This window comes from Parashewanella spongiae (assembly GCF_004358345.1).
Classification (GTDB): Bacteria; Pseudomonadota; Gammaproteobacteria; order Enterobacterales; family Shewanellaceae; genus Parashewanella; species Parashewanella spongiae.
Window position 1 is genome coordinate 2,471,539 of sequence record NZ_CP037952.1, and the last position, 25,140, is coordinate 2,496,678.

The 25,140-nt window shown below is 38.4% G+C and carries 19 protein-coding genes, 5 tRNA genes and 1 pseudogene; 8 read left to right on the forward strand and 17 right to left on the reverse strand.

Going from position 1 to position 25,140, the window contains the following annotated elements:
* Nucleotides 1–5 precede the first annotated feature (5 nt).
* The 5 genes from E2I05_RS09485 to E2I05_RS09505 all read left to right on the forward strand — a co-directional run bounded on the left by E2I05_RS09485 (nucleotide 6) and on the right by E2I05_RS09505 (nucleotide 4,561).
* The gene (locus tag E2I05_RS09485) at nucleotides 6–752 is read left to right on the forward strand and encodes a YebC/PmpR family DNA-binding transcriptional regulator (RefSeq protein WP_121853629.1); all 747 of its coding nucleotides are present in this window, start codon (nucleotides 6–8) and stop codon (nucleotides 750–752) included.
* Nucleotides 753–760: 8 nt separating this feature from the next.
* Complete coding sequence (ruvC, locus tag E2I05_RS09490; protein ID WP_121853630.1) at nucleotides 761–1,282, forward strand: crossover junction endodeoxyribonuclease RuvC; 522 nt, start codon at nucleotides 761–763, stop codon at nucleotides 1,280–1,282.
* Nucleotides 1,279–1,896, forward strand: a complete 618-nt coding sequence (gene ruvA / locus E2I05_RS09495) for a Holliday junction branch migration protein RuvA (RefSeq protein ID WP_121853631.1) — start codon at nucleotides 1,279–1,281, stop codon at nucleotides 1,894–1,896. Before ruvC ends, ruvA begins: the two co-directional genes overlap by 4 nt.
* 21 nt (nucleotides 1,897–1,917) lie before the next feature.
* Nucleotides 1,918–2,931, forward strand: a complete 1,014-nt coding sequence (ruvB, locus tag E2I05_RS09500; RefSeq protein WP_121853632.1) for a Holliday junction branch migration DNA helicase RuvB — start codon at nucleotides 1,918–1,920, stop codon at nucleotides 2,929–2,931.
* A gap of 229 nt (nucleotides 2,932–3,160) precedes the next feature.
* On the forward strand, nucleotides 3,161–4,561 hold the full coding sequence (locus E2I05_RS09505) for a hypothetical protein (protein ID WP_121853633.1): 1,401 nt from the start codon (nucleotides 3,161–3,163) through the stop codon (nucleotides 4,559–4,561).
* A gap of 41 nt (nucleotides 4,562–4,602) precedes the next feature.
* Here the strand turns inward: E2I05_RS09505 and gloA are convergent, their stop codons facing one another.
* The 14 genes from gloA to E2I05_RS09575 form a co-directional block, all read right to left on the reverse strand.
* Nucleotides 4,603–5,013 (reverse strand): lactoylglutathione lyase, encoded by a 411-nt coding sequence (gene gloA / locus E2I05_RS09510; RefSeq protein ID WP_121853634.1) that lies wholly within the window; start codon nucleotides 5,011–5,013, stop codon nucleotides 4,603–4,605.
* Nucleotides 5,014–5,472: 459 nt separating this feature from the next.
* Complete coding sequence (gene nth, locus E2I05_RS09515) at nucleotides 5,473–6,114, reverse strand: endonuclease III (protein ID WP_121853635.1); 642 nt, start codon at nucleotides 6,112–6,114, stop codon at nucleotides 5,473–5,475.
* A 6-nt stretch (nucleotides 6,115–6,120) separates the two neighbouring features.
* Nucleotides 6,121–6,816 carry an electron transport complex subunit E gene (locus E2I05_RS09520; RefSeq protein WP_133309595.1) on the reverse strand — a complete coding sequence of 232 codons (696 nt, stop codon included), beginning with the start codon at nucleotides 6,814–6,816 and terminating at the stop codon, nucleotides 6,121–6,123.
* Entirely contained in the window at nucleotides 6,809–7,447 is a 639-nt protein-coding gene (rsxG, locus tag E2I05_RS09525; RefSeq protein ID WP_121853637.1) for an electron transport complex subunit RsxG, read from the reverse strand. Before rsxG ends, E2I05_RS09520 begins: the two co-directional genes overlap by 8 nt.
* A 15-nt stretch (nucleotides 7,448–7,462) precedes the next feature.
* On the reverse strand, nucleotides 7,463–8,506 hold the full coding sequence (gene rsxD / locus E2I05_RS09530) for an electron transport complex subunit RsxD (RefSeq protein WP_121853638.1): 1,044 nt from the start codon (nucleotides 8,504–8,506) through the stop codon (nucleotides 7,463–7,465).
* A 5-nt stretch (nucleotides 8,507–8,511) separates the two neighbouring features.
* Complete coding sequence (rsxC, locus tag E2I05_RS09535) at nucleotides 8,512–10,611, reverse strand: electron transport complex subunit RsxC (protein WP_121853639.1); 2,100 nt, start codon at nucleotides 10,609–10,611, stop codon at nucleotides 8,512–8,514.
* A complete protein-coding gene (rsxB, locus tag E2I05_RS09540) occupies nucleotides 10,605–11,177 on the reverse strand; it encodes an electron transport complex subunit RsxB (protein ID WP_165905489.1) in 573 nt (190 codons plus the stop codon). Before rsxB ends, rsxC begins: the two co-directional genes overlap by 7 nt.
* On the reverse strand, nucleotides 11,177–11,755 hold the full coding sequence (gene rsxA, locus E2I05_RS09545; RefSeq protein WP_121853640.1) for an electron transport complex subunit RsxA: 579 nt from the start codon (nucleotides 11,753–11,755) through the stop codon (nucleotides 11,177–11,179). Before rsxA ends, rsxB begins: the two co-directional genes overlap by 1 nt.
* A gap of 121 nt (nucleotides 11,756–11,876) precedes the next feature.
* Entirely contained in the window at nucleotides 11,877–13,772 is a 1,896-nt protein-coding gene (locus E2I05_RS09550; RefSeq protein ID WP_121853641.1) for an EAL domain-containing protein, read from the reverse strand.
* A gap of 214 nt (nucleotides 13,773–13,986) precedes the next feature.
* Nucleotides 13,987–14,062 (reverse strand) — tRNA-Asn (locus E2I05_RS09555).
* 30 nt (nucleotides 14,063–14,092) lie between these two features.
* A tRNA-Asn gene (locus E2I05_RS09560) sits at nucleotides 14,093–14,168 on the reverse strand.
* A gap of 26 nt (nucleotides 14,169–14,194) precedes the next feature.
* Nucleotides 14,195–14,270, reverse strand: a tRNA-Asn gene (locus tag E2I05_RS09565).
* A gap of 22 nt (nucleotides 14,271–14,292) precedes the next feature.
* A tRNA-Asn gene (locus E2I05_RS09570) sits at nucleotides 14,293–14,368 on the reverse strand.
* A 32-nt stretch (nucleotides 14,369–14,400) separates the two neighbouring features.
* Nucleotides 14,401–14,476, reverse strand: a tRNA-Asn gene (locus tag E2I05_RS09575).
* Between the two features lie 409 nt (nucleotides 14,477–14,885).
* On the opposite strand from E2I05_RS09575, the gene E2I05_RS09580 reads away from it, so the two are divergent.
* Nucleotides 14,886–16,748, forward strand: coding sequence for a hypothetical protein (locus E2I05_RS09580; RefSeq protein ID WP_121853642.1), 1,863 nt, complete (start codon nucleotides 14,886–14,888; stop codon nucleotides 16,746–16,748).
* Between the two features lie 47 nt (nucleotides 16,749–16,795).
* Here the strand turns inward: E2I05_RS09580 and asnS are convergent, their stop codons facing one another.
* From asnS to pabB, 3 genes are all read right to left on the reverse strand, one after another.
* Entirely contained in the window at nucleotides 16,796–18,196 is a 1,401-nt protein-coding gene (gene asnS, locus E2I05_RS09585) for an asparagine--tRNA ligase (protein WP_121853643.1), read from the reverse strand.
* A gap of 565 nt (nucleotides 18,197–18,761) precedes the next feature.
* Entirely contained in the window at nucleotides 18,762–19,367 is a 606-nt protein-coding gene (locus E2I05_RS09590) for a CoA pyrophosphatase (protein ID WP_121853644.1), read from the reverse strand.
* A 9-nt stretch (nucleotides 19,368–19,376) separates the two neighbouring features.
* Nucleotides 19,377–20,780 carry an aminodeoxychorismate synthase component I gene (pabB, locus tag E2I05_RS09595; RefSeq protein ID WP_121853645.1) on the reverse strand — a complete coding sequence of 468 codons (1,404 nt, stop codon included), beginning with the start codon at nucleotides 20,778–20,780 and terminating at the stop codon, nucleotides 19,377–19,379.
* Nucleotides 20,781–20,939: 159 nt separating this feature from the next.
* On the opposite strand from pabB, the gene E2I05_RS09600 reads away from it, so the two are divergent.
* On the forward strand, nucleotides 20,940–22,481 hold the full coding sequence (locus tag E2I05_RS09600; protein WP_121853646.1) for a fumarate hydratase: 1,542 nt from the start codon (nucleotides 20,940–20,942) through the stop codon (nucleotides 22,479–22,481).
* A gap of 101 nt (nucleotides 22,482–22,582) precedes the next feature.
* Nucleotides 22,583–24,654: pseudogene (locus E2I05_RS09605) on the forward strand (S9 family peptidase).
* Nucleotides 24,655–25,140: the final 486 nt, after the last annotated feature.

The following is a 25,140-nucleotide window of genomic DNA, read 5'->3' on the forward strand; positions in this document are numbered from 1 at the left end:
TCGTTATGGCAGGACATAGTAAATGGGCCAACATTAAGCACAGAAAAGCAGCCCAAGACGCAAAACGCGGTAAGTTATTCACTAAACTCATTCGTGAGTTAACCGTTTCTTCGAGAGAAGGAGGGTCTGATCCGGACTCTAATCCTCGTCTTCGCACAGCAATAGAAAAAGCGCTCGCAGGTAATATGACACGAGATACTATTGAACGTGCTGTGAAAAGAGGTGCCGGTGAGTTAGATGGTCAGCAGTTAGAAGTTATTATTTATGAAGGCTATGGGCCAGGCGGGACAGCTGTTTTAGTTGAAACGATGACGGATAATCGCAATCGGACTGTAACTGGTGTTAGGCATGCATTTAATAAATCAGGTGGTAACTTAGGTACTGATGGCTCTGTATCATATTTATTTAATAAACAAGGTATTATCTCATTCGGAAGTAATGTTGATGAAGATACTCTGATGGATGCAGCACTTGAAGCCGGTGCGGAAGACGTTATCACTCATGAGGATTTAAGTATCGATGTGGTTACAACTCCAACTGAATTCTATACTGTAAAAGATGCATTAAAAGCTGGTGGTTTTGAACCAGAGCATGATGAAATTACTTTAATTGCATCCACAAAATCTGAACTTGATGCCGCTACAGCGCCTAAGTTTTTACGTCTCATTGATATGTTAGAAGAACATGATGATGTACAAGACGTTTATCATAATGCAGAAATTTCAGATGAAATAATGGAACAACTTGATTAAGGCAAACTATGCCCATAATTTTAGGGATCGATCCCGGCTCGAGGATAACTGGCTACGGCATCATTGACTGTAGAGGTCGCAAGCAATTATATCTGGGAAGTGGTTGTATTCGAACCAGTGGTGATGAGCTTGCTCCGAAGTTAAAACAAATTTTTGATGGTTTATCTGAAATTATACGTCAATACCAACCAGAAGAATTTGCCATAGAAAGAGTTTTTATGGCAAAAAATGCTGATTCTGCATTAAAACTGGGGCAAGCACGTGGTGCAGCCATTGTTGCAGCAACAAACGCATCTCTACCAGTCGCTGAATATTCAGCGACTCAAATAAAAAGTGCTGTAGTTGGGACGGGTCGAGCTCAAAAAACACAAATTCAACATATGGTACAACAGCTATTAAAGCTTCCAAGCTCACCACAAGCAGACGCAGCCGATGCGCTCGGTGTTGCGCTATGCCATTTTCATACAATTCAGAGTCTTGCTTCAATGTCAGGACATGTAAAATCAAGAACATATGGGCGATATAAATGATAGGTAGAATTGCAGGAATACTCGTAGAAAAACAAGCTCCGGAAATATTAATAGATGTTCAAGGAGTAGGGTACGAAGTGCAAGTGCCATTAACATGTTTTTATGAACTACCAGAACTTTCACAACAGGTAAGTTTATATACTCACTTTATTGTTCGGGAAGATGCCCAACTTCTATATGGTTTTACTACAAAGCAAGAAAGAGCCTTGTTCAGACTATTAATAAAAACCAATGGGGTAGGACCGAAACTCGCATTAACTATTTTATCAGGAATGACAGCCTCAGAGTTTGTTTCATGCGTTGAGCATGATGATGTTGCAACTCTTGTTAAGTTACCGGGTGTAGGAAAGAAAACTGCAGAACGCTTATTAGTTGAAATGCGAGATAAACTGCAAAGTCTAATGGAAGCTTCAGTAGGAACAGAGCGAGAATTTGTACTCAAATCTGATTATAAGCCTAAAGTCGATGTAAATACTGCAGAAGAAGATGCAATAGCCGCTCTTTTAGCCTTAGGTTATAAGCCTACTCAAGCAAGTAAAGCCGTATCAGCTGAATATCAGGATGGAATTGATTCTGAAACCTTGATTAAAGCCGCATTGAAGTCAATGCTTTGATAATTGTGTTAAGGGATAAAAATGATAGAAGCAGATAGATTAATTCAATCACATCCAGAGCCTCAAGAAGAGGTTATTGATCGTGCAATGCGTCCGAAAATGCTGGACGAATATACTGGCCAAGACGATATACGCACACAATTAAAGGTTTTCATTCAAGCTGCAAGAAATCGAAAAGAAGCCTTAGATCATATGCTGATTTATGGCCCTCCAGGTTTGGGTAAAACAACTCTAGCAATAATTGTCGCAAATGAGATGGGCGTGAATATAAAATCAACGTCAGGTCCCGTGTTAGAAAAAGCTGGTGATTTGGCTGCTTTATTAACAAATCTAGAAGAAGGCGATGTTTTATTTATTGATGAAATTCACCGATTAAGCCCTGTAGTTGAAGAAATTTTATATCCTGCAATGGAAGATTATCAACTTGATATTATGATAGGCGAGGGTCCAGCAGCTCGTTCAATTAAGCTTGAACTCCCTCCGTTTACATTAGTCGGAGCAACAACGAGAGCGGGAGCACTAACATCTCCTTTAAGAGCACGGTTTGGTATTCCTTTAAGATTAGAGTTTTATAACAATAAAGACCTCACTACAATTGTTCTTCGTTCTGCAAAAGTAATGGATTTAGATATAACAGTAGAAGGTGCGTTTGAAATTGCAAAACGCTCAAGAGGAACACCTAGAATTGCAAACCGATTGCTACGAAGAGTGAGAGATTATGCTGAAGTAAAATATGAAGGTAAAATAACCGATAAAACTTCAGCATTAGCTTTAAACTTGCTTGATGTAGACAGTGAAGGTTTTGATTACATGGATCGTAAGTTATTGTTGGCAATCATTGAAAAATTTGATGGTGGACCTGTTGGCCTTGACAACTTAGCTGCTGCAATAGGAGAAGAAAGAGAAACAATCGAAGATGTTATCGAACCTTATTTAATACAACAGGGATTTATTCAAAGAACCCCAAGAGGGCGCATGGCAACTCAAAGAGCTTATTCGCATTTTGATTTAACAATGACTACAAAAGAGAGTTAAATAAGTTAATAAACATTAATGGTCAATGAGTGTTTTTGGTGCTAAGGAAGTATTACAATTGTTACCTATTCTTAGTGCTGCTAACAACATTGAAAGTTAAAAGTATTGCAGGGATTATTCATTATATTTTGTTTTTCCTCTTTGAATTTGAAGTTGATGAAAATAATCGGAGTAGCATTAATTAAAAGTAAATTATTTGACTGAATATTCTTAACCTATGGGGGCAGTCATGGGAATGTTAATTCAAGGCGGCCATCGCTTAAAAGGTGCGTACGAACTTAGTCCAGAACGTGTTAGACATACACAGCGAGAAGACATTTCTGAAAAGGAAGCTTGTTCAATGGGACTTTGGGATAAATTCAAAAATTGGATAAGAGGCACAGATAAAAAGCTCGCATGCAAATGTTTATATCGGTTACATCACAAAAACAGTGAATCCTCTGTTGAAGATGCCGCAATTAAAATAAAGGCATTTAGGCAGTTAAAGGCTTTAGCAGGATCTTTGCACGAAAAAGATTTTTATGAAAATGTAGAACCTCTTGAAGATAACAAAACGTACGAGTGCGTTTTGAATATAACAGCTTTAGAATCTCCAATCATACTCCGATATTCACCTGGAGATGAAGTTCAATCTATTGAAGATTCATTGAAAAAAAGCATAGTAAATCAACTCAAGGAAGATCAGGATTTTGCAACAAATTTAAATGTTTTACTCAATGATTCAACCCAATGTTTGACCCCTTCAATCGCAGCTCCTTTATTGGCCAAGTGCCTGACAAGCCAGCTTAGTAAATCAGACGTATCGTCAATCAAAGAGACTGTTGGAAAGAAAATACATAAAGGTACTTACTACCAATATGAAATTGAAGGTGTTTTGCCTCCAGTTAGAATTTATTGCAAGAGAGAAGAGCTCAATAATTCATTTAATAGATTTAAAACAGTTGCTTTACAATCAGTTGCTGATTCAGAAAAACCTTTAATATCTAGATGCATCGAACATTTAGCTTCACCTGAAGTGACACCTGTTTATATTGATGCTGAATTTAAGCTTCATGCACTAAAAACCTTATATGCGTATTTACCATTTGAATTAAGAAGTTTGATTGATGTCAGTATCACGCCACTAACAACTGATGAATGCTCATATAAACTGCAATTTTGTATTCAAGGTTATACTCCCATTGTAGCTATCGAATACGGTGGAAAAACTGATTTCAAAAATGAGGTGAAGCTATTCATTACGCAAGAGCTCAACGATGAAGCCGGTTATTTCAGAGGAACTAAGAGTATTGAAGAAAAACTTGGCTCTTTGACTATAAATGCTAAGGGAGTCATTTCTTCTAGTCTGAGCGCCTCAGTTGAGCGTTCTGGCGCACAGTTTCTAGATTTACAGACAAAGAGGGAGTTGAAAAAGAACCCTGAACACCTTAAAGCATTCATGGCACTGAAGATGAAAAGAACCAGTGCGTTAAGAAAGGAACTTGGTGTTATATATTCTACTGTGAGTTCAGGAGCTATGTGTGGAGATTTAGGCTGGTTTTTGGAAGGGATGGAATCTATTAAAACAATAAAAAATTATTGCGAACAGGTACGTATACCAAATTATATGAGGAATTTAATAATTGGTTAGCCGTACTTAAATAAGCTAATACGGCAATGATCACGGGTAAATTAACCTAAACCATCCGTAATTGCTTTAATTTGAATCAGCTCAATTTTATATCCATCAGGATCTTCAACAAATGCGATTTCAGTTGAACCACCGGCAACAGGACCTGGGGCACGAATTATCTTCCCGCCAGCGGCTGAAATCACATCACATTGCGAATAGATATCGTTAACACCAATTGCTAAATGACCGAAACCAGACCCAAGATCATAGCTTTCAGTACCCCAATTATAGGTCAGCTCAATAACAGCTTGTCCGCTAGACTCTTCGCCATAACCAACAAATGCAAGGGTATATTTGTATTCAGTATTTTCTGACTTTCTTAATAACTTCATGCCTAATACACGAGTGTAAAAATCAATACTTGTATCTAAGTTTCCTACACGGATCATTGTATGTAATAGTTGAGCCATAAATACCTCAAAATTTTAATTGAATTATATTAATACCAATACAGTAATTAATCTAGCACTCAGAAAGAGCTAAAGGGTTTCAGTGCAAAGCGCAAGCTCGAAGTACTTTATTCCCTACGGCCGCCATATAAAACTGGTGTTCAACGCACTTAGTGCTTTTGTCTTAATAATTCAAGTGCTTGTAACGCAGTAATGGAATCTTTTAGCCTTACCCTTTGAGCACATACATAAGTACCTGACCATAAGTTTCTTAAGATTTTCTAGTGCCTAGTTTCAGCACTCTATGGTGTTGCAACTTATGTTACATAGCTACGGCTATGCGCCCTACATTGCGCCTTGTATAAGGCTAAACCTGAACACAATAATTATCAAAGAACTTATCGACAGGTACTTAGCTCTGAGTTGAGCATTGAATTACTGTAATATTGGTATAATAACTATCTCTGTTAGAAATTGGCACTATTCATCAGGATATACTTTTCCAGAGAATTCACACAAGTCTTCAATAATACAGCTTCCACACCTTGGCTTTCTAGCTAAACAAGTGTATCTGCCATGAAGAATAAACCAATGATGGACATCAACTTTAAATTCAGCAGGAACCACTTTTAGCATTTTTTCTTCGACTTGATCTACGTTTTTTCCAGAAGCGAATCTCGTTCGATTTCCAACTCGAAAAATATGAGTGTCCACAGCAATGGTTGGCCAACCAAAAGCAGTATTTAACACTACATTCGCTGTTTTTCTTCCAACTCCCGGTAAAAACTCAAGTGCTTCGCGGTTTTCAGGGACTTTACCATCGTGTTTTTCGATCAATATCTTACAAGCCTTAATAACGTTAATGGCTTTATTGTTATAAAGACCAATAGTCTTTATGTACTCCTTTAGCCCATCAACACCTAAATCATAAATAGATTGCGGGGTATTAGCGACAGGGAAAAGCTTATCAGTTGCTTTATTCACTGAAACGTCAGTTGCTTGAGCTGAAAGGGTGACTGCTACTAATAACTCAAATGGGCTCGAAAAATTGAGCTCAGTTTCTGGATTGGGGTTATTTGCTCTAAGTCTTTCTAAAATTTGCCGACGCTTATTATTATTCATTCTTGATTACCCGACTTTGGTGATACGAGCACGTGTTACTTCTTCTACTTGCGGGGCAGGTTTGGCTTCTTCGATTTTTTTATCAACAACATTTTTGAATGCAATTAATAAACCCATCCCAATAAATGCACCAGGAGGTAACATTGCAATTAGAAAGCTAGTATCTAAATGCCATAATTGAATGGTTAAATTCTTAGCCCAATCGCCTAAAAGCTGCTCAGAACCCGAAAGCAAAGTGCCTTGACTCAATATTTCTCTAAATCCCCCTAAGATAACAAGTACAAGAGTAAATCCGATACCCATCATCAAGCCATCAAATGCAGATGATATAACATTATTTCGGGAAGCAAACGCTTCAGCTCTGCCAATAATGACACAGTTGGTTACTATTAAAGGTAAGAAAATGCCTAAAGAAAGATAAAGTTCATAGGCATAAGCATTAATAAGGAGCTGAACAGCGGTCACTAATGCAGCGATTATCATCACAAAAACAGGAATGCGAATTTCTTTTGGAATAAATGTACGCACTAATGAAACAAAAACATTAGAAAATACTAAAACGATAAGCGTAGCTAATCCTAAACCAATTGCATTAGTAACAGTTGCCGTAACGGCAAGTAAGGGGCAAAGGCCAAGTAATTGAACTAGCCCAGGATTATTTTTCCAAAGTCCCTGAATTGCGATGTCTTTATAGTTAACCATTGGAATCCTCACATGCACGGTTCTGTCGACTTATTCGGTCAAAATTATTCCTGAGATAAAATGAAGCTTTTGACACGGCTTGCACGTAAGCTCTAGGAGTGATGGTTGCACCAGAAAACTGATCGATTTCTCCACCATCTTTTTTCACTTTCCAGCTTTTTTTATTCGCTTCTACAATGGGTTTATTTGTAAAAAAATTAACCCAATCCGACTTTGATAACATAATCTTATCGCCAAGCCCTGGTGTTTCATTATGGTTAAGTGTGCGAACGGCAAGTAATTCATTTTTGTTATTTACGGCAATGATCAGTTTAATTGCGCCGTTGTAACCATTTGGTGCGATGGTTTCTAAAGCAATTGCTGTTGGTTTACCGTTTGTTGTCGCAATAAACGCGGGTAATGCTTCTTCGCTGCCTAATATTTCTGGCTCATAAACTAAGGTACAGTGCTCAGTAAGATCATTGTCGTGAAGTGCTTTTGGTATTATTTGTTGAAGCACTTTAAGACGTTGTGCTTGTTTTTGCTCCGCGATGCGTTCAGCCGTAAGTTTATCAATAAATGCGACAGCAGCTGTACAAACCATTGCAAATATTGCCAAAATCAAGCCATTTCTAATCATAGGGTTATTCATCTACCAAACCTACCTTCAGACTCTATGTCCATAACTTCGTGGACGAACATAATAATCGATCAATGGTGCAGATAAATTGGCCAGAAGCACGGCAAAAGCGAATGCGTCTGGATAGCCACCAAAACTTCTTATTATATAGACACATATTCCGATCAAAGCCCCAAAAATCAACCTTCCCTTTGGGCTAGTTGCCGCTGTAACTGGATCAGTTGCAATAAAAAACGCCGCTAGCATAGTTGCACCAGAAAATAATTGATTAACAGGAGATATATGCGTATCTGGCTGCAATAGGAAACTAAAACTTGAGCAAATAAATAATGCCAATAAAATGCCGCCAGTGATATGCCAGCGAATTATTTTTAGTTTTAATAAGGCAAGCCCACCAAGAAAGTACCCGATATTTATCCAAAACCAACCTAGACTGTGATGCCCATCGAATGCGACACCTTTTAGTATTTCATTACTTGTCAATTCTAATGAAAGACCCGTTTTGAAGCTGTCGAGTGGTGTAGCCATAGCAACACCGTCGTATGCTTGGCGCCAATGTTCGGTTGAATTTTTAGTAACCCCAAGTATGGTTTGTAGCGTGTCAAAGATAGTCGGTATATTCAGCGCTACTGGCAATGGAGCGTTCCAATTGGTCATTTGCATTGGAAATGAAACAAGCAAAAGTATATATGCAGCCATAGCAGGGTTAAATATATTGTTTCCTAAGCCACCATAGAGTTGTTTTACAATCAAAATAGCAAAAAGAGTACCGATAACAATAATCCACCAAGGCGACATAGATGGAATGGAAACCGCTAATAAAACCGCAGTAACAACCGCACTATAATCGGTTAAAGCATGTTTAATGCTACGTGCTCTTATTTTCATTACAGCAGCTTCAGCGGCTAAAGCCACTAAAACAGCGATGAATATTTGAATAAATACCCCCCAACCAAAAAAATAAGTTTGTGCAGCAACACCAGGAAGCATGCACATTAAGACTCTTTGCATGACTATATGAGTCTGTAAAGGCTGCTTTATGTGAGGCGATGAGGCTATCTTAAATGCCATAGGGTTTATTGCTCCTCGTCAGCAGCTTTAGCTGCTGTTTTTTGTTTGGCTCGTAACTTTGCTTTAGCTACAGCAGCGGCAATTTTAGCTTTTTTGTCACTATTTTCGTTAGCTGGGCTGACTTCATTTGTTTCGCTTTTATTAGAGGAGAGCAGAGCCTCTGAATTTTGAGCATCAAGCTTTGCCTGTTTTTTGGTTTTTGCCTTTGCTACAGCAGCGGCGATCTGTTCTTTTTTAGCTTGGGCACTATTGTCTGCGCTCTCAGAGTTTGCCTCAATCGATTTACTCGCAGCAAGCTTCTTAGCTTTTGCTCGTGCTACTGCTGCCGCAATTTTTTCTTTTTTATCTTGAGCACCGTTGCCTGCGCTCTCAGAGTTTGTATCATTCGCCTCACTAGTAGCAAGCTTCTTAGCTTTTGCTCGTGCTATTGCCGCCGCGACATTTTCCTTTCTATCTTGAGTGCCATTACTTTCAATCTCGGTATTCTGATCAAGTGATTTATTAGCCGCCAGTTTTTTAGCTTTAGCGCGAGCTATTGCTGCAGCAACTTTCGATTGAGAGTCATCCTCTTGCGTTGATTTTTTGGCCTGAATACGAGCTAAAGCTTCAGCAACGGCATTTTTATCTTTACCTGACATGCTAGATTGTCTTCTAGCTGCAGCCTGTTTGGACTTTTCTTCTCGTGCTAACTTTTCTTTTTCTAATCGAGCGAGGCGTTCATCGAATCGCTTTTTAGCTTGTTCAGCTTCAAGCTTACTTTGTGCTTCAGCTTTTATTGCAGATTTTGCAACTCGATAATATTCAACCAATGGAATATCGGAAGGGCAAACGTAACTACAACAACCGCACTCAATACAATCCTTAAGATTATAACTTGCTGCTTTGTCATACTCTTCAGCTTTAGAATGCCAAAATAATTGTTGAGGTAATAATTTTGCAGGGCAAGCTACTGCGCATTCTCCACAACGAATGCATGCCTTCTCGTTTGGTTCAGGTGTCATTTCGTTGCTACTAGGCGCTAAAATGCAGTTAGAACCTTTTAAAATAGGCGCGTTTGGGTTTCTTAATTCGTAGCCCATCATTGGTCCACCTACAATAATTGGTAGTCCTAATTCTTCTTTATATTCAGCGTATCTGAGTAAATGTTCAACAGGTGTACCAATGGGTACCCAGTAATTCCCAGGCCGCTGAAGACTCTCGCCTGTGACAGTGACAACTCTTTCTATTAAAGGTTTCCCGTCTACCACGGCTTTAGCTATTGCTTTTGCTGTGGCAACATTATGAACCAAAACACCTAATTGAGCAGGAATGCCGCCAGATGGGACTTCCTTACCTGTGATAATTTGAATTAATTGTTTTTCGCCACCAGAAGGGTATTTAGTTGGCACAGAAGTCACTCGCGAAATCGGCGATAGAACTTCACTCTTTGCTAATGACTTAGCCATAACTTTTATGGCTTCAGGTTTATTATCCTCAATCGCAATAACAATCCTTTCAGGCTCAATTAATCGATTAATTATTTCAATTCCATGAATAATATCGTCAGAATACTCTCTCATTAATCGATCGTCAGAGGTAATATATGGCTCACACTCAACACCGTTTATGATGACGAGCTCTACATCACTGACAGGATCGAGTTTTATATGACTTGGGAACGCAGCACCACCCATACCTGCTATTCCAGATTGCTGAATACGTTTTAAGATTTCATTGTTGGTTTTTGTCGAGTAATCCTCACAATTTAAATTTACGTCCCATTGATCTTTGCCATCAGCAGAGATAACTACACTAACAACTAATATACCAGATGGATGGTTGCTAGGACGAGGCTCTATTGCAACTACTGTTCCAGAGGTTGGTGAATGACTTGGAAGATGAGCTGCTCCTTCAGTAAGTGGCGTACCTTTAAAAACATTAGTGCCAACTTTGACCGCTAACGTGCAGTTTTGCCCAAGTGTAGGAATAGGAATCACATACTCTGAAGCTAATTTGATTCGCTCTATATGAGTTTGATTGGATGTACGCTTATTACCTTGAGGGTGAATACCACCAGGTACTGGCCATAGTGTTCCTTGGTCAATTTGATCCAATAACGTTAGCACTTGTTTTCCTCTTGCAACAACTTAATGGGGATTGAATTTAAGCGCCAATCCCAATTTGTAAGATTTGTTTCAACTGGGATCATATCAATACAATCAACAGGGCAAGGTTCGACACACAAGTCACAGCCCGTACAGTTTTTTTCGATAATAGTATGCATGACTTTGCCAGCACCAAGAATGGCATCGACAGGGCAGGCTTGTATACACTTAGTACAACCGATGCACTCATCTTCTCGGATAAATGCAACCTTCTTTATTTGGGTTTCTTTACTTGCATTTAATGGCTCTGGGTCAACGCCCATGATGCTGGCAAGCTTTTCCATTGTAGCTGTACCACCTGGAGGACATTTGTTGATTTTCTCTCCATTGGAAATAGCTTCAGCGTAAGGTCGGCAACCAGGATAGCCACATTGACCACATTGGGTTTGTGGCAAGGTTGAATCTAATTGATCGATAACAGGGTTACCTTCGACTTTAAATTTTTGTGAGGCATAACCCAATCCTATGCCGAAGATTAATGCGATGAGCGATAAAATAATGACCGCGGTAAGGATATCTACAATCATTATTTAACCAATCCTGTGAAGCCCATAAAGGCTAAAGACATAAGCCCAGCAGTTACCATGCCGATAGCCCCACCTTTAAAAGGCATTGGAATATCAGCTGCAGCGAGGCGCTCTCGCATTGCAGAAAACAATATTAATACCAGAGAAAACCCTACGGCTGCACCGAATCCATATACCGCTGATTCTAAAAAGTTATGTTTTTCGTTAACATTTAGTAATGCTACGCCTAACACAGCGCAATTTGTGGTAATGAGAGGAAGATAGATCCCTAAAGCTCTATACAGAGTGGAGCTGGTTTTTTGTACGACCATTTCAGTGAATTGTACTACAACAGCAATCACAAGAATAAAGCTAATAGTACGCAGGTACCCTAAATCGAAAGGGATTAGCAAATATGAATTTACTAAGTAGCTTAAAACCGATGCTAGAGTTAAAACAAATGTTGTCGCCATTGACATCCCAATCGCTGACTCCAGTTTGCTTGAAACTCCCATAAAAGGGCAAAGCCCTAAGAATTTCACTAAAACAAAATTGTTTACAAGCACCGTACTGATAAGCAGTATCAGATATTCTGTCATTACAAGCCGCAGAGTATAAATAAATTATCTTATATTATCGGCTTTTCTCAATATAGAAACAACATAGTGACGAAAAACAATGTGTTGTTTTGCCTAAAAAGTGCGCAAGCATTCTACTTTTCTATGAAGGCATTAACTTTTTGGGTGTAGAAATATAGAAACCTTGTAAGCCGTCAACAAGAAGTTTCTCTAGTTCCTGTTTTTCGGATTGACTCTCAATGCTTGTAGCGATTACCGGTACGTTAATACGCCGAGCAATATCGACCATCATTTTAACAAAAAATTTATTTTCTTCGTCAGATTCGATTTCTCGTGTAAAGCTGCTATCCAATTTGACAAAGTCGGGACGAATGTCTTTAAAAAATTTGAACGCTGTAAATCCGGTTCCGAAACTCTCAATAGAAACTCTAGCGCCTATTTTATGGGCTTGATCTACGAAGTTTGCCGCAGCTAACACATTTGTCTGCATACCAGTTTCTTTAATTTCTAAAATTATCTTGGAAGCGAGTTTTGGATGTTGTTTAAAAAGATCTTTCATCCAAGCAATAAAACTTGGTTGTAAGGCAGAGGCTGCGCTAATGTTTATGCCATAAGTAGAGTTTAATTTAGGGTTGTGTTTAACTAACTTTAAGACATTTTCGATTATCATCTTATCAAGTTCAATGATCAGCCCATGTCGCTCTGCCATAGCTATTACAGCTGCCGTCGGTAAAGCTTTACCTTCTCTATTTGAGAATCGTGTCAACAGTTCCTGATAAAATATTGACTTTGTATTATTACGACAAGATTGGATAGGTTGCTGATAAAAAGTTAGAGTTCGACGTTTTAGAATATTTTGTATTGTAATTTTCCACCGATTATCTCCAATTTGCTCATCAGAATTAAGCTCTTTTGTTGCATGATAAGCATTTGGTCCTAATGTTTGAGCAATGCTGATGGCTGTGTCAGCCATCGCAACGAGAGATGAAGGTTGTGATCCACTCTTGTACGGTATTAACCCAACATGACCCGCCGATTGTGCTTTTAGCGTCTGTTGATATTCATCTAATGTAGCTTTAAGTGACTCTAGGAGCTTTTTAGAGTCATTAAAGGATAAATTTGGAAGTACAACAGCAAATTCAGCGCTTGAAATCCTAAAATGATCGGAATCAGGGTGTTTTTTTGTAACTTCTGTTAAAATATTTGCAATTTTAATTAAATATTGATCACCTGACGTTCTTCCTCGTTCATGATTTATGCTTGATAATTCACTAGCACGTAAGAAAATCATACAACCAAATACGGGCTTTACTTCATCACGAATGCTCGTTAAATAATGAGAAAATTTTTGCCGGCTTTTTAATTTTGTAATGTCATCGACAAAAACATTTCGGTTGAGTTTTTCATTTTCTTGAATGATAAGATCAAATTTGCTCGCGATTAAATTTCTACAATTATTTACAGATTCAATAATCGGCTGATAATTTCTTGGTAATCTAATGTGATGAAGGTTTTTTGAATTAGGAATATCATTGATAATTTCTGCTAAAAATTTGATTAATAGTTTTTTGTCTCGGAAACAAATATAAGCCACAATAGCAGCAGTGAAATACATAACAACGAGGGCAATCAGTAATATTTTAGTTTCATTTAGTATTTTTTGTCTTTCAGTTCCGAGTTCAAGTTTTACTTGTAAGCGCCCCGGTTTTATCGAAGAAGTCATCCCAAAATTATCAGGCAGAAAATATGACAGCAAATGCTTCTCTTTTGATAAAATTTGACCAGAAGTGTAGTTGTTATCGCTATTTTGTGGGTCGATATACTGAAAAAAACGAATCAGATTATGTGTAGACAGTTCTTTGTAGAGTGCCTTTCCAGTTCCTTCCCAAGTTTTTATTTCTTTAATTGATTGCTGATATTGGGAAATAGCTAGAGAGCCTACAGTATCTAATTTACTTTTTTGATAATGTAAAGCGAGCACTGTAACCGTACTGAAAAGTACTAATAAAAAAAATTGATAAATTTTTGACGTGAACATAAGTAATCCGATCCTTCAGATTTTACATAAAAACTTATGCCTATTCATATTATGGCGTAAGTTTTGTTCTATGAGTTCAATAGCTTTTGCCGCAATCATTTGCTTTATCTCATTGAATTCAATTTCCATGAATATAGCATTGTAACGACTTTCTTTGAGGAACTAAATAAGTAATTAGATTAATTTTTTTGAAACAATTGAGATAAGAAGGAGATGGCTCCCCAGACTGGACTCGAACCAGTGACATACGGATTAACAGTCCGCCGTTCTACCAACTGAACTACAGGGGAATGGTATATGAAATTTTATTTGAATTTAGTTGGCTCCCCAGACTGGACTCGAACCAGTGACATACGGATTAACAGTCCGCCGTTCTACCAACTGAACTACAGGGGAATAACTAATTTAAAATCTTATATAAATGGCTCCCCAGACTGGACTTGAACCAGTGACATACGGATTAACAGTCCGCCGTTCTACCAACTGAACTACAGGGGAATCGAATATATATTTATAAATATGGCTCCCCAGACTGGACTCGAACCAGTGACATACGGATTAACAGTCCGCCGTTCTACCAACTGAACTACAGGGGAATATACTTATATATGTTAACAAATCAAAAGAATGGCTCCCCAGACTGGACTCGAACCAGTGACATACGGATTAACAGTCCGCCGTTCTACCAACTGAACTACAGGGGAATCGTTTACTTCTTCTCTTTGAGAACGGAGCGCATATTAAAACGGTCTTTGGAGTGAGTCAACTCGCGTATTGAAAAAAAGTGTAATTAAGCTGTTAAGTGCTCATGTTATGTTCACAATAACACTTATTAGAGTGCAAGCTGTACAGTAATTGATATTTTTGAAGTGAATATACTCATTTTTTTTTACTGAATTGTTTTATCTTTAAAAACCGCTGTTGGAAGTCTAAGTTAATTCAGTCATATGATGTTTCATTCCCTGACTTTTTGGCTTAATTAAAGTACTTGAGATGAATTAAGTTTCACTCGTCAGTTGGGGATTTATAGTCTAAAAATAGAATATGGGAGTTTTTATTTTAGTGTTACTCACTAATTTATAATTCGTTACATAATTCATTACGGTACATTATATGTCAGTTAGTAGACAATTACTTAGCGATGAGGGTAATACTCAACTCATGTATACGGAAACTGTAGTTTCATCCGAGGGATTTGATACTGGGTTTGTTGCTTATGAAGTAGAGAGTGTTGCTAGTAAAAAAAATAGATTAATATCGGTTGAAACCCCGGCAGGAATGTCTTCTATCAAAAATGCCGTTGATGGTTTTCACAAATTAAGCACAGACAGAAGTTGCCCGTCTTTAAGTAACTCTTGGGATAACATCACAAAACTTGGGTGTGAAAGTAGTAGTCAGACTCGACTAAGTAGGGCTACTTCAACATCAACCTTATTGTCGACTGATGAAAATGGCGAAGGGCTTGTTAAAGAGAATTATACACCGAATCTCGACACTTATGCCGATTCAGGCATTTCAACTGAAAGTGAGGGTAGAATAAGCCCTGTCGTCTCTTTTGGAGCCAGCAATTTATTGTCGACTGAGGAAAATGGCGAAGGGCTTGTTAAAGAGAATTATACACCGAATCTCGACACTTCCGCCGATTCAGGCATTTCAACTGAAAGTGAGGATAGAGCAAGTTCTGTCGTATCTTTTGAAGGCAGTGATACTGATGCAGCAAGAACAAACGAAGAAGAATTATTAGCTTCAGTAGTAAGTCATTTACTTTCAGGTCAAAGAAATATGCCAAAATATAGTTTAGATTATTATGTAGAGGTTGCCCAACGTCGCGAATCTTCTCGGTTATTAGAACAAAGTGTGAAATCTTATAACAGTACTGTACATTCTTATCAAGTTTTCGATGGCGAGTTTGACACAATGGAACCAATACACGTTTTGGCTGTAGATCTCATTTTTCCAAGAAGAACACTTCGCTCTATTTCCACTGAAAAACCAAATCCTTATAAAGGCTTGAAATATATAGAAGGTTATGAAAACTTGGACAGTTTGATTGAACGTCATAGAAAAATACCAGAAAAACTTATGTCACGAAAAGTATCTGGTGTGAAAGCAACTTCATTACGTGATCCAATCTGGTTAAAAGGCAGTTTATTACCGATATCAGCACGGCAGATGAGGGAATTGATAAAAAGAGGAGCGATTAACACTAATACCAAAAAACCATATAACTATCGAGATTTGCAATCACCAAATGAATACTCATTAGAGCAGAAGAAAAAAATTCAATTCTATTATAAAGGCTTTAAGTTACTGGACACTGAAAGATATGGAGAACTTGACTACCATTTAGGATTATCACTTCCTTGTAAATTAATCTCACAAGATATTGATGGTGCTAGAGGTAGGCCTTTGAGAGATCCTGTATTTATTCAAGGGATAGAAAAGCCATTAGCAAAAGAGCAAGTTAGTCACCTGATAAGAAGGTCTGAGCCTACAAAGCTTTTTGAACAAAGTGATATTATTCCTTATGAAGAACTCACAAATGAACAACAACAAGAAATTGAGTTTTTGAGGCTTGGTTTTCATTATTTAGATAATGAAACGTTAATGTTACTAGATAAACATGTGGGTATCGAAATTCCTCCTGAATTAATGTCTTCATTTCCTGACGACCCATTCTCATTAAAAGAAAGGTATTTTATAAAGCGCTCGTCTACCCCAATTTCAAAAAAATTATTTGAATTAATGTTAGCAAAAGGTGGGGTGGTATATAACGACGGATCTTTGGTTTCAAGAGATGATATTGCAAAACCAGAGGCATACACTAAATCTCAGACTAAAATGTGTAATTTTCTAGATGAAAGTTTTGACCTGTTAGAGCAGGGAAAGAAGAATGAGTTATATCAATTAATAAAACGGAGAAACTCAAAACAGTTGCAATTACAAACAATGAAAGAACTAAGAAGAAAAAGCTAAGAAGTTCAGCATAACTGAATCTTCTTAACTTTTTTAGCGTATTAACTTTAGAAATTAGCGCTTTTTGCTGCTCTTGGAAATGGGATCACATCTCGGATGTTTGATACACCTGTTACGTACGAAACTAAGCGTTCAAAACCAAGACCAAAGCCAGCATGTGGTACAGTGCCATAGCGGCGTAAATCCCTGTACCACCAATAATCTTCTTTATCTAAATTCATCTCGTCCAAACGAGCATCAAGAACATCTAGGCGTTCTTCACGCTGTGCACCACCGATGATTTCACCAATACCTGGAGCAAGTACATCCATAGCAGCAACCGTTTTACCATCATCATTTAAGCGCATATAAAAGGCTTTAATATCTTTCGGATAATTTTTAACAACAACTGGTGCTTTGAAATGTTCTTCAGCTAAATATCGTTCGTGCTCAGAGTGAAGATCGATGCCCCAATCTACAGCAAATTCGAACTTTTTATCACAAGCTTTTAAAATGTCGATTGCATCAGTGTAATCGATTTGAACGAAATCTGAATCTACAAAAGATTCTAAGCGGGTGATAACCGTTTTATCAACTCGTTGAGCGAAGAATTCAAGATCATCACGACACTCATCAAGTGCAGCTTTAAACGCATATTTCAACATATCTTCAGCTAAACCAGCGACATCATCAAGATCGGCAAACGCGACTTCAGGCTCGACCATCCAAAACTCAGCAAGATGACGACTGGTGTTAGAGTTTTCAGCACGGAAGGTTGGTCCGAAAGTGTAAACTTTTGACAATGCACAGGCATATGTTTCAGCATTTAACTGACCAGATACGGTTAAAAATGCTTCTTTACCAAAAAAGTCTTTATCGTAATCAACTTGACCTTTATCTGTTAATGGTAAATTTTCCATGTCTAAAGTTGAAACTCGAAACATTTCACCAGCGCCTTCACAGTCAGAAGCTGTGATGAGCGGGGTTGAAGCCCAAATAAAACCTTGTTCATTATAAAAACGGTGAATGGCTTGCGATAAGCTATTACGTACACGAGAAACGGCGCCAATAATGTTTGTTCTAGGGCGTAAGTGAGCGAGTTCACGCAAATGTTCAATTGAGTGACGCTTGGCTGACATTGGGTAAGTATCAGGATCATCTACCCAGCCAACTACTTCAACGTTGGTTACATGCATTTCAAAGTTTTGACCAGCCCCTGGAGACTCAACAATGTCTCCAGTCATAATTACAGAACAACCAGCAGTAAGCTTAAGTACTTCTTCAGAGTAATTATTAAGCGTATTCGGGATCACGCCTTGGATTGGATTAAAACAAGAACCATCATAAACGGCTAAAAAAGAAATACCGGCTTTAGAATCACGACGAGTTCTTACCCATCCGCGAACGGTAACCTGTGAACCTACTGGATGCTTTCCGTCAAAAACAGAAGCGACTGATGTGATAGTCATTGTTGCTTGATTCTCCAACAAAACGATGATTAATAATTAATGGACGACTATATTACCGAGCTTTAAGCATTTCTCAAGCGCTAAAATCAGTAAATTGAGCGGTTTTCAGTGTTAAACCTAAAAACATCAGTTGAACGCTGAGTATACGAGTAACTGTTTGAGCAATACGATGATTTTATTATCATGTTTTTCACCCAATGAATGAAATGCTCTACGCTCACAAGCTTGCTAAAATGACTGCTATCTGCGTTGTAACTTTTGCAAGTAGAATAACTACTTGCTGCAAGCTAGGCCTTACTATCAGCCATTTTTTCTACGCTTGAGAACGCAGTCAACTATGTTTCTAGGTTAAAGAATGAGATTGAGAGTCGAAAACAGGGAACATGATGTTTGACGTTAGGGTCTGTTGATTTTCGTGATTGTTTTTGCAGCGATAAATTGGTTATTTTATGCAAGGCAGAGTTTGTGAGGTTTGGTTATTCCAAATAAGAAAACGATAACCCTGCAGAAATGGCTAATAAATGCTCAAATAGCGCAAAATTTAATTCTGAATGATCAACAGACCCTAGTATTCGTTTGTAATCAGGCCAAGTTTTGAACAAAGTACATGAATGATTGAGGCGGTTACTCCCCAAATTATTTTACCGTTAACTTTATAGGCTAATACTTCGTAATCAATACCTTTTTGAGAGGTACGTATTGGTTTAATATTATTTATTTTAGCAAAGTCCAAAAGGGGAACTGTAAAGCAATTATCAACCTCATTAGAGTCAATGTTTAAATTGTGTAGGTTGTTAATAACTCCAACAACAGGATTAATTTTAAAGCCAGTGTATGTGTGTTGGATGGGTAATTTACCGAGTACTTTAATTCTTTTTTTAACAATCCCGACTTCTTCTTCTGTTTCCCTCAGGGCAGTAGTGATTATATTATTATCTTCTTTTTTTACTTTTCCACCGGGGAAGCAAATTTGACCAGAGTGATGTTGTAAAAACATAGGACGTTGAGTAAAAAACAAGTGTATTTGACCTTGTAACTCTACTAAGGGAACAAGGACTGCTGATTCACGGTATTTTATATTGATTGCGATTTTATCAGGAATGCAAAACCTGTCCGCATTTTTGGGTTGCGGGCTTAAATGAAATAGTCGTTCAAGTGATTCTGCATTCATAAATAATTTTTATTGGCTCAAAATGGGTAAAATACGACTCACTTTATCAAAGCTTTCTTGGTACTCTGCTTCAACTTTTGAATCCGCAACAATTCCACCTCCAGCCCAGCAGTATATTTTATTGGCTTCGGTGACTAAGGTTCTTATTGTGATACTGGTATCCATTTTTCCATCTTGGCTTATATAACCGATTGAACCACAATAAATACTTCTTCGGCTTGGCTCAAGCTCTTCGATGATCTGCATAGCACGGATTTTTGGTGCGCCTGTTATCGAACCTCCAGGAAAAGTGGCTAATAGAATATCTGTGGCGTCTAGCTCAGGTTTTAAACATGCCGTAATTGTGGAAACTAAATGATGAACAGCGGGAAAACTTTCAATATCGAAAAGTTTTGGTACTATTACGGTTCCTGCTTGAGCTACTTTGCCTAAATCATTACGGAGTAAATCTGTGATCATGAGGTTTTCAGCCCGATCTTTGATAGAGGATTGTAGCGTTTTAGCCGCTTGAATATCTAAAGCTTGATTGGACTCTCTTGGTAAAGTCCCTTTGATGGGTTTTGTTTGGATATTTTTACCATCAAGTTGGATAAATCGTTCTGGTGATATTGAAAGAATAGAATGCTGTTCAAGTTTCATAAAAGCAGAAAAAGGCGCTTTATTTTCGGCTCGAAGCTTTAAGTAAGCGTTCCATTCACAGCCAAAGTAATCAGCACAGAAACGTTGAGTTAAGTTGATTTGATAACAATCACCACTTTGTAGATAATCTTGGATAGTATTAAATTTTGACGTGTAATCATTCTTGGTTATTTGCGTATTCCACGGGGTAGATAAATTGAATTGGCTACGCGGTGCCTGTTGAACGCTTAGCCCTGTATATAAATATTCTAATGTCTTTTTAAGCGCAGATTCACCTTGGGTATGTACAAGAAACCACTCATTCTGTTCATAACAATAAATAAGTGACCAGTCGTAAAATCCAACATTCATTTCAGGTAAATTGATATCACGCAAAGAGAGAGGAGAGATCGATTCAATGTGGCGGCCTAAGTCGTAACTGAACGATCCAATTACACCACCTGAAAATGGAAGAGAAGATTGTTTTTTTTCAGGATAAAGTATATTTAGATACTCTTGTAGAAGAGTAAAGGGTTGTTCAGCTCTGGTTACTTTTGTTTTGCTTTGGCAGCGAAGGGGGTTTATCGGTGTGTAAGTCGTTAATTGACCATCTGTGCAAAGTGTCGCTATTGGGTCAAAAGCAATAATGTCGTAACTTGCATCAGGGTGATTAGCGTCAGCCGAGTCGAGTAAAACGGCCCAAGGTTTATTTGCAAAAAATGAAAAAATTTCTGTTGTAGTTAAATTGATATCAATTTTTCTAACTGCAAGTGGATTTGACATCCCTGTAACCATTTTATGAACCTATTTTTTATCGTTTGTATGTACTCGCTAAAATGAAGTTTACAGCGAGATTTTATAGCTGGAACAATTCGAAAATAGTATCATAAAGAGCAATAGCTAAATCATCTATAATGATAAAAATAATCGAACAGGCATTGGAGCGCAGGTAAAATGACATCAAACCAACAGAATTCTGTTAACAAAATAATTAAGCAAGCTGATTTTATCGACAGCATTACTGACGCTTTGCAGTATATTTCATATTACCACCCCAAAGACTTTGTTGATGCAATGGCTGAAGCTTATGACCGTGAGCAAAGTGCTGCTGCGAAGGATGCAATCGCACAAATTCTAATAAATTCGCGTATGTCAGCTGAAGGAAAACGTCCGCTTTGCCAAGATACGGGAATCGTAACGACGTTTGTCAAAGTTGGTATGGGCGTTCAATGGGACAAGACGGACATGACGATTCAACAAATGGTTGATGAAGGTGTGCGTCGTGCTTATTTAAATCCTGATAATCCGTTACGTGCATCAATTGTTGCCGATCCTGCGGGAACACGCAAAAACACCAAAGACAATACGCCGTCAGTGGTGCATATTGAGACAGTAGTTGGAAACCATGTAGATGTTGCCATAGCAGCCAAAGGTGGTGGCTCAGAAAACAAAGCTAAAATGGCGATGTTGAACCCATCAGACGATGTGGCCGCGTGGGTAGAGCGTACACTTCCAACAATGGGAGCAGGTTGGTGTCCACCAGGAATGTTGGGCATAGGCATTGGCGGCACAGCCGAAAAAGCAGCTGTCATGGCAAAAGAAGCACTTATGGAAAGTGTAGATATTCACGATTTGCTGAAAAATGGCGCTGAAACAACAGAAGATAAACTTCGTTTAGATATTTTCGAACGTTCTAATAACTTAGGTATAGGTGCTCAAGGCTTGGGCGGATTAACAACGGTGCTTGATGTAAAAATCAAAACTGCACCGACTCACGCAGCTTCTAAACCTGTGGTAATGATCCCAAATTGTGCCGCCACTAGACATGTGCATTTTCATCTAGATGGCACTGGCGCAGCAGATTTAACGCCTCCATCTCTTTCTGACTGGCCGGAGATTACTCGTGAAGTGGGCAATGATGTCCGTCGAGTTGATTTAAACACCGTGACTCAAACTGAGATTGAAACATGGAAAAGTGGCGATACCATTCTTTTAAACGGTAAAATGCTCACAGGTCGTGATGCGGCACATAAACGTATCCAAAGCTTAATTGAATCCGGCGAAGGTTTGCCAGAAGGTGTCGACTTTAAAGGGAAATTTATTTACTACGTTGGGCCGGTTGATCCGGTTGGTAACGAAGTCGTTGGTCCAGCTGGCCCAACAACGGCAACACGTATGGATAAATTCACCGATTTGATGCTTGAAAAAACAGGCTTAATGGGGATGATTGGTAAAGCGGAACGCGGCCCAGCTACCGTGGAATCAATTAAAAAACATAAAGCAGTGTATTTAATGGCAGTTGGTGGTGCAGCCTATTTAGTTTCCAAAGCTATCAAGAAGTCTCGAGTAGTAGCATTTGAAGACTTAGGTATGGAAGCCATTTATGAGTTTGATGTTGTGGATATGCCAGTGACAGTTGCTGTTGATTCAAATGGCGTAAATGCCCATGAAACAGGCCCTGCAATTTGGAAAGTTAACATTGCTAACGCAAAGTAATCCTTAGAGTTAAATATTATATCGCTCAAGTAATTGCTTGAGCGATTTTGTTTCGATAAGGTAACCCTTCAAAGTCAATTTCAAAAAATAAAGTGAAAAAGATGATTAAAACAACAATAAAGCACTCAGCACTGACTATTGCGCTTGGACTATCAAGCATTTCGATATTTACTTATGCTGCAGAAACACAAGCAACTTCTTTTACCGTTCAGCATTTAGTTAATCTAAATAAGCTTCATAGTACAGCTGTTTCCCATGACGGTAAGACCTTAGTTTACGCTGTAAAAACAGTAGCCGAAGATGGCAGTAAATCATCAGATCTATATCTACTTGAACTTAAAAATCCCAAAGCAAAACCTCTTCAACTTACTAGCGCAAAAGGTACAGAACACAGTGTACAGTTTGCTGAAGACGACAAGTCAATTTACTTTTTAGCAGCAAGAAATGGCTCAAGCCAGCTTTACAACCTGTCATTAAATGGTGGTGAAGCTATTCAGATCTCAGATTTAGCATTAGGTATTGATGATTACAAGTTATCTGCAGATACAAAACAAGTGGTTATGAGCATTCGAGTATTCCCAGAATGTAAAACCTTAACTTGCTCAAAAGATAAGTTTGAAAAAGAAGCTGAGAGAAAATCATCAGGACGTAATTACAAACAGTTGATGGTTCGGCACTGGGATACTTGGTTTGATCATGCTCGTAATCACCTATTCGTAGCCTCGATCAATGGCAATAAGCTTTCTAAAACCGTTAATGTAACTCAAGGATTAGATACAGAAACGCCACCTAAACCGTTTTCAGGCATGGAAGAAGTAACCTTCACACCAGACGGAAAATATATTGTTTACAGTGCAAAAGCCCCGAGTAAAGATCAAGCTTGGACAACAAACTATGACTTGTGGCAAGTTCCGATAGCTGGTGGCGAAACGATCAACTTAACAGAAGAGAACAAAGCATGGGACTCGCACCCAACATTCTCAGATAATGGTCGTTACATGGCTTATTTTGCAATGAAAAAGCCAGGGTTTGAAGCGGACCGCAACGGCATTATGCTTCGTGATATGGTGACGGGTCAGACTAAAGAAGTCGCACCTTTGTGGGATCGAAGCCCTAGCTCACTTACTTTTGGTAGTGATGCGCAAACACTATATGTTACCGCTCAAGATCTTGGTCAAGTGAGTATGTTTGAGGTGAACACCCATTTTGGTGATGTTCGTCCAATATATAATTCAGGCTCAAATAGCCTAATTACAGTTGTAGATGGTAAAGCGATATTTGCTCATAAAAGCTTATCACAACCCAGTGATGTATTTAGCATTAATTTAGACGGTGAAAACCTAACTCAAGTCACGCACGTTAATGAAACTAAGCTGAGTAAAATTAAATTTGGTGAATACGAGCAATTTACTTTTAAAGGCTGGAACGAAGAAACCGTTTATGGATATTGGATTAAACCTGCTAATTATGAAGCAGGTAAAAAGTATCCTGTCGCATTTTTAGTACATGGCGGACCACAAGGTTCATTTGGTAATAGTTTTAGTGGTCGTTGGAATGCACAACTATGGGCCGGAGCAGGTTACGGTGTTGTAATGGTCGACTTCCATGGCTCAACTGGTTATGGTCAAGCGTTTACTGATTCAATTTCAAAAGATTGGGGTGGCAAGCCACTTGTAGATCTTAAGAAAGGTTTAGCTGCTGTTGGTCAGCAGCAAGAGTGGCTTGACGTAAATAATGCTTGTGCTTTGGGGGATCCTACGGTGGCTACATGATGAACTGGATCGAAGGCAACTGGAGTGATGGATTTAAATGCTTAGTAAATCATGCTGGTTTGTTCGATATGCGTTCTATGTATCACGTAACTGAAGAACTTTGGTTTCCTGAATACGAATTTGGCGGCCAGTATAAAGACAACAAAGAATTGTATGAAAAGTTTAATCCAGTCAATTATCTTGAAAACTGGAAAACACCAATGTTGGTCATTCATGGTGAGAAAGACTTCCGTGTACCTTATGGACAAGGATTAGCCGCCTTTAGCTTTATGCAGCGTAATAATATTCCGTCAGAATTACTGATTTATCCAGAAGAAAATCACTGGATCCTTAACCCAGATAACCTAGAGCAATGGTACGCTAATGTTCTTGGTTGGATGGAACGCTGGACCAATAAATAAGTTATATTTCCTTATCATTTACCTGATGTGTGAATTTTATAACTCATTGAAATTGCTTACATCGTCATTCCTGCGAAGGCAGGAATCCAGCGTCTTTTCTTTTTTAGAGCAAAAAGGCACTAGATTCCCGCTTACAACATGCGGGAATGACGGACGTTTGAAAGGTTCAGTGGCGTAGTTAGACTGCCAACATTCCCTCAAATTTCATTGCATCTCTACCAAACTCATGATTGAGATAAGCACCAATGGTTAATCCCAGCATCTTTCTTCCCATTCGACTGGTCAAGTGCCACAAGTCTCGGCAGTTAACATGCTCAATATCAAAATATTTAACAAGTTCTCCTATGGGGGGGCAACCCTTCTACATACATTCATTAATAGTTTTACTGCCCATTTAGGACGACTATCTTTCATATTTTTTCGAAACGGTGTTTGTAAATCAATGTCAGCTTGAAGACAGTCTTCATTGAGTATTGGTCTAATAAG

Excerpts from the sequence above, each read along its gene's own strand:
- E2I05_RS09505 (WP_121853633.1), top strand. The coding sequence starts at position 3,161 with ATGGGAATGTTAATTCAAGGCGGCCATCGCTTAAAAGGTGCGTACGAA.
- rsxD (WP_121853638.1), bottom strand. The coding sequence starts at position 8,506 with ATGGCATTTAAGATAGCCTCATCGCCTCACATAAAGCAGCCTTTACAG.
- E2I05_RS09550 (WP_121853641.1), bottom strand. The coding sequence starts at position 13,772 with ATGTTCACGTCAAAAATTTATCAATTTTTTTTATTAGTACTTTTCAGT.
- rsxB (WP_165905489.1), bottom strand. The coding sequence starts at position 11,177 with ATGATTGTAGATATCCTTACCGCGGTCATTATTTTATCGCTCATCGCA.
- ruvB (WP_121853632.1), top strand. The coding sequence starts at position 1,918 with ATGATAGAAGCAGATAGATTAATTCAATCACATCCAGAGCCTCAAGAA.
- ruvC (WP_121853630.1), top strand. The coding sequence starts at position 761 with ATGCCCATAATTTTAGGGATCGATCCCGGCTCGAGGATAACTGGCTAC.
- E2I05_RS09580 (WP_121853642.1), top strand. The coding sequence starts at position 14,886 with ATGTCAGTTAGTAGACAATTACTTAGCGATGAGGGTAATACTCAACTC.
- gloA (WP_121853634.1), bottom strand. The coding sequence starts at position 5,013 with ATGGCTCAACTATTACATACAATGATCCGTGTAGGAAACTTAGATACA.
- E2I05_RS09590 (WP_121853644.1), bottom strand. The coding sequence starts at position 19,367 with ATGAATGCAGAATCACTTGAACGACTATTTCATTTAAGCCCGCAACCC.
- pabB (WP_121853645.1), bottom strand. The coding sequence starts at position 20,780 with ATGGTTACAGGGATGTCAAATCCACTTGCAGTTAGAAAAATTGATATC.
- nth (WP_121853635.1), bottom strand. The coding sequence starts at position 6,114 with ATGAATAATAATAAGCGTCGGCAAATTTTAGAAAGACTTAGAGCAAAT.
- rsxG (WP_121853637.1), bottom strand. The coding sequence starts at position 7,447 with ATGAATAACCCTATGATTAGAAATGGCTTGATTTTGGCAATATTTGCA.
- E2I05_RS09520 (WP_133309595.1), bottom strand. The coding sequence starts at position 6,816 with ATGGTTAACTATAAAGACATCGCAATTCAGGGACTTTGGAAAAATAAT.
- rsxA (WP_121853640.1), bottom strand. The coding sequence starts at position 11,755 with ATGACAGAATATCTGATACTGCTTATCAGTACGGTGCTTGTAAACAAT.
- E2I05_RS09485 (WP_121853629.1), top strand. The coding sequence starts at position 6 with ATGGCAGGACATAGTAAATGGGCCAACATTAAGCACAGAAAAGCAGCC.
- asnS (WP_121853643.1), bottom strand. The coding sequence starts at position 18,196 with ATGACTATCACATCAGTCGCTTCTGTTTTTGACGGAAAGCATCCAGTA.
- E2I05_RS09600 (WP_121853646.1), top strand. The coding sequence starts at position 20,940 with ATGACATCAAACCAACAGAATTCTGTTAACAAAATAATTAAGCAAGCT.
- ruvA (WP_121853631.1), top strand. The coding sequence starts at position 1,279 with ATGATAGGTAGAATTGCAGGAATACTCGTAGAAAAACAAGCTCCGGAA.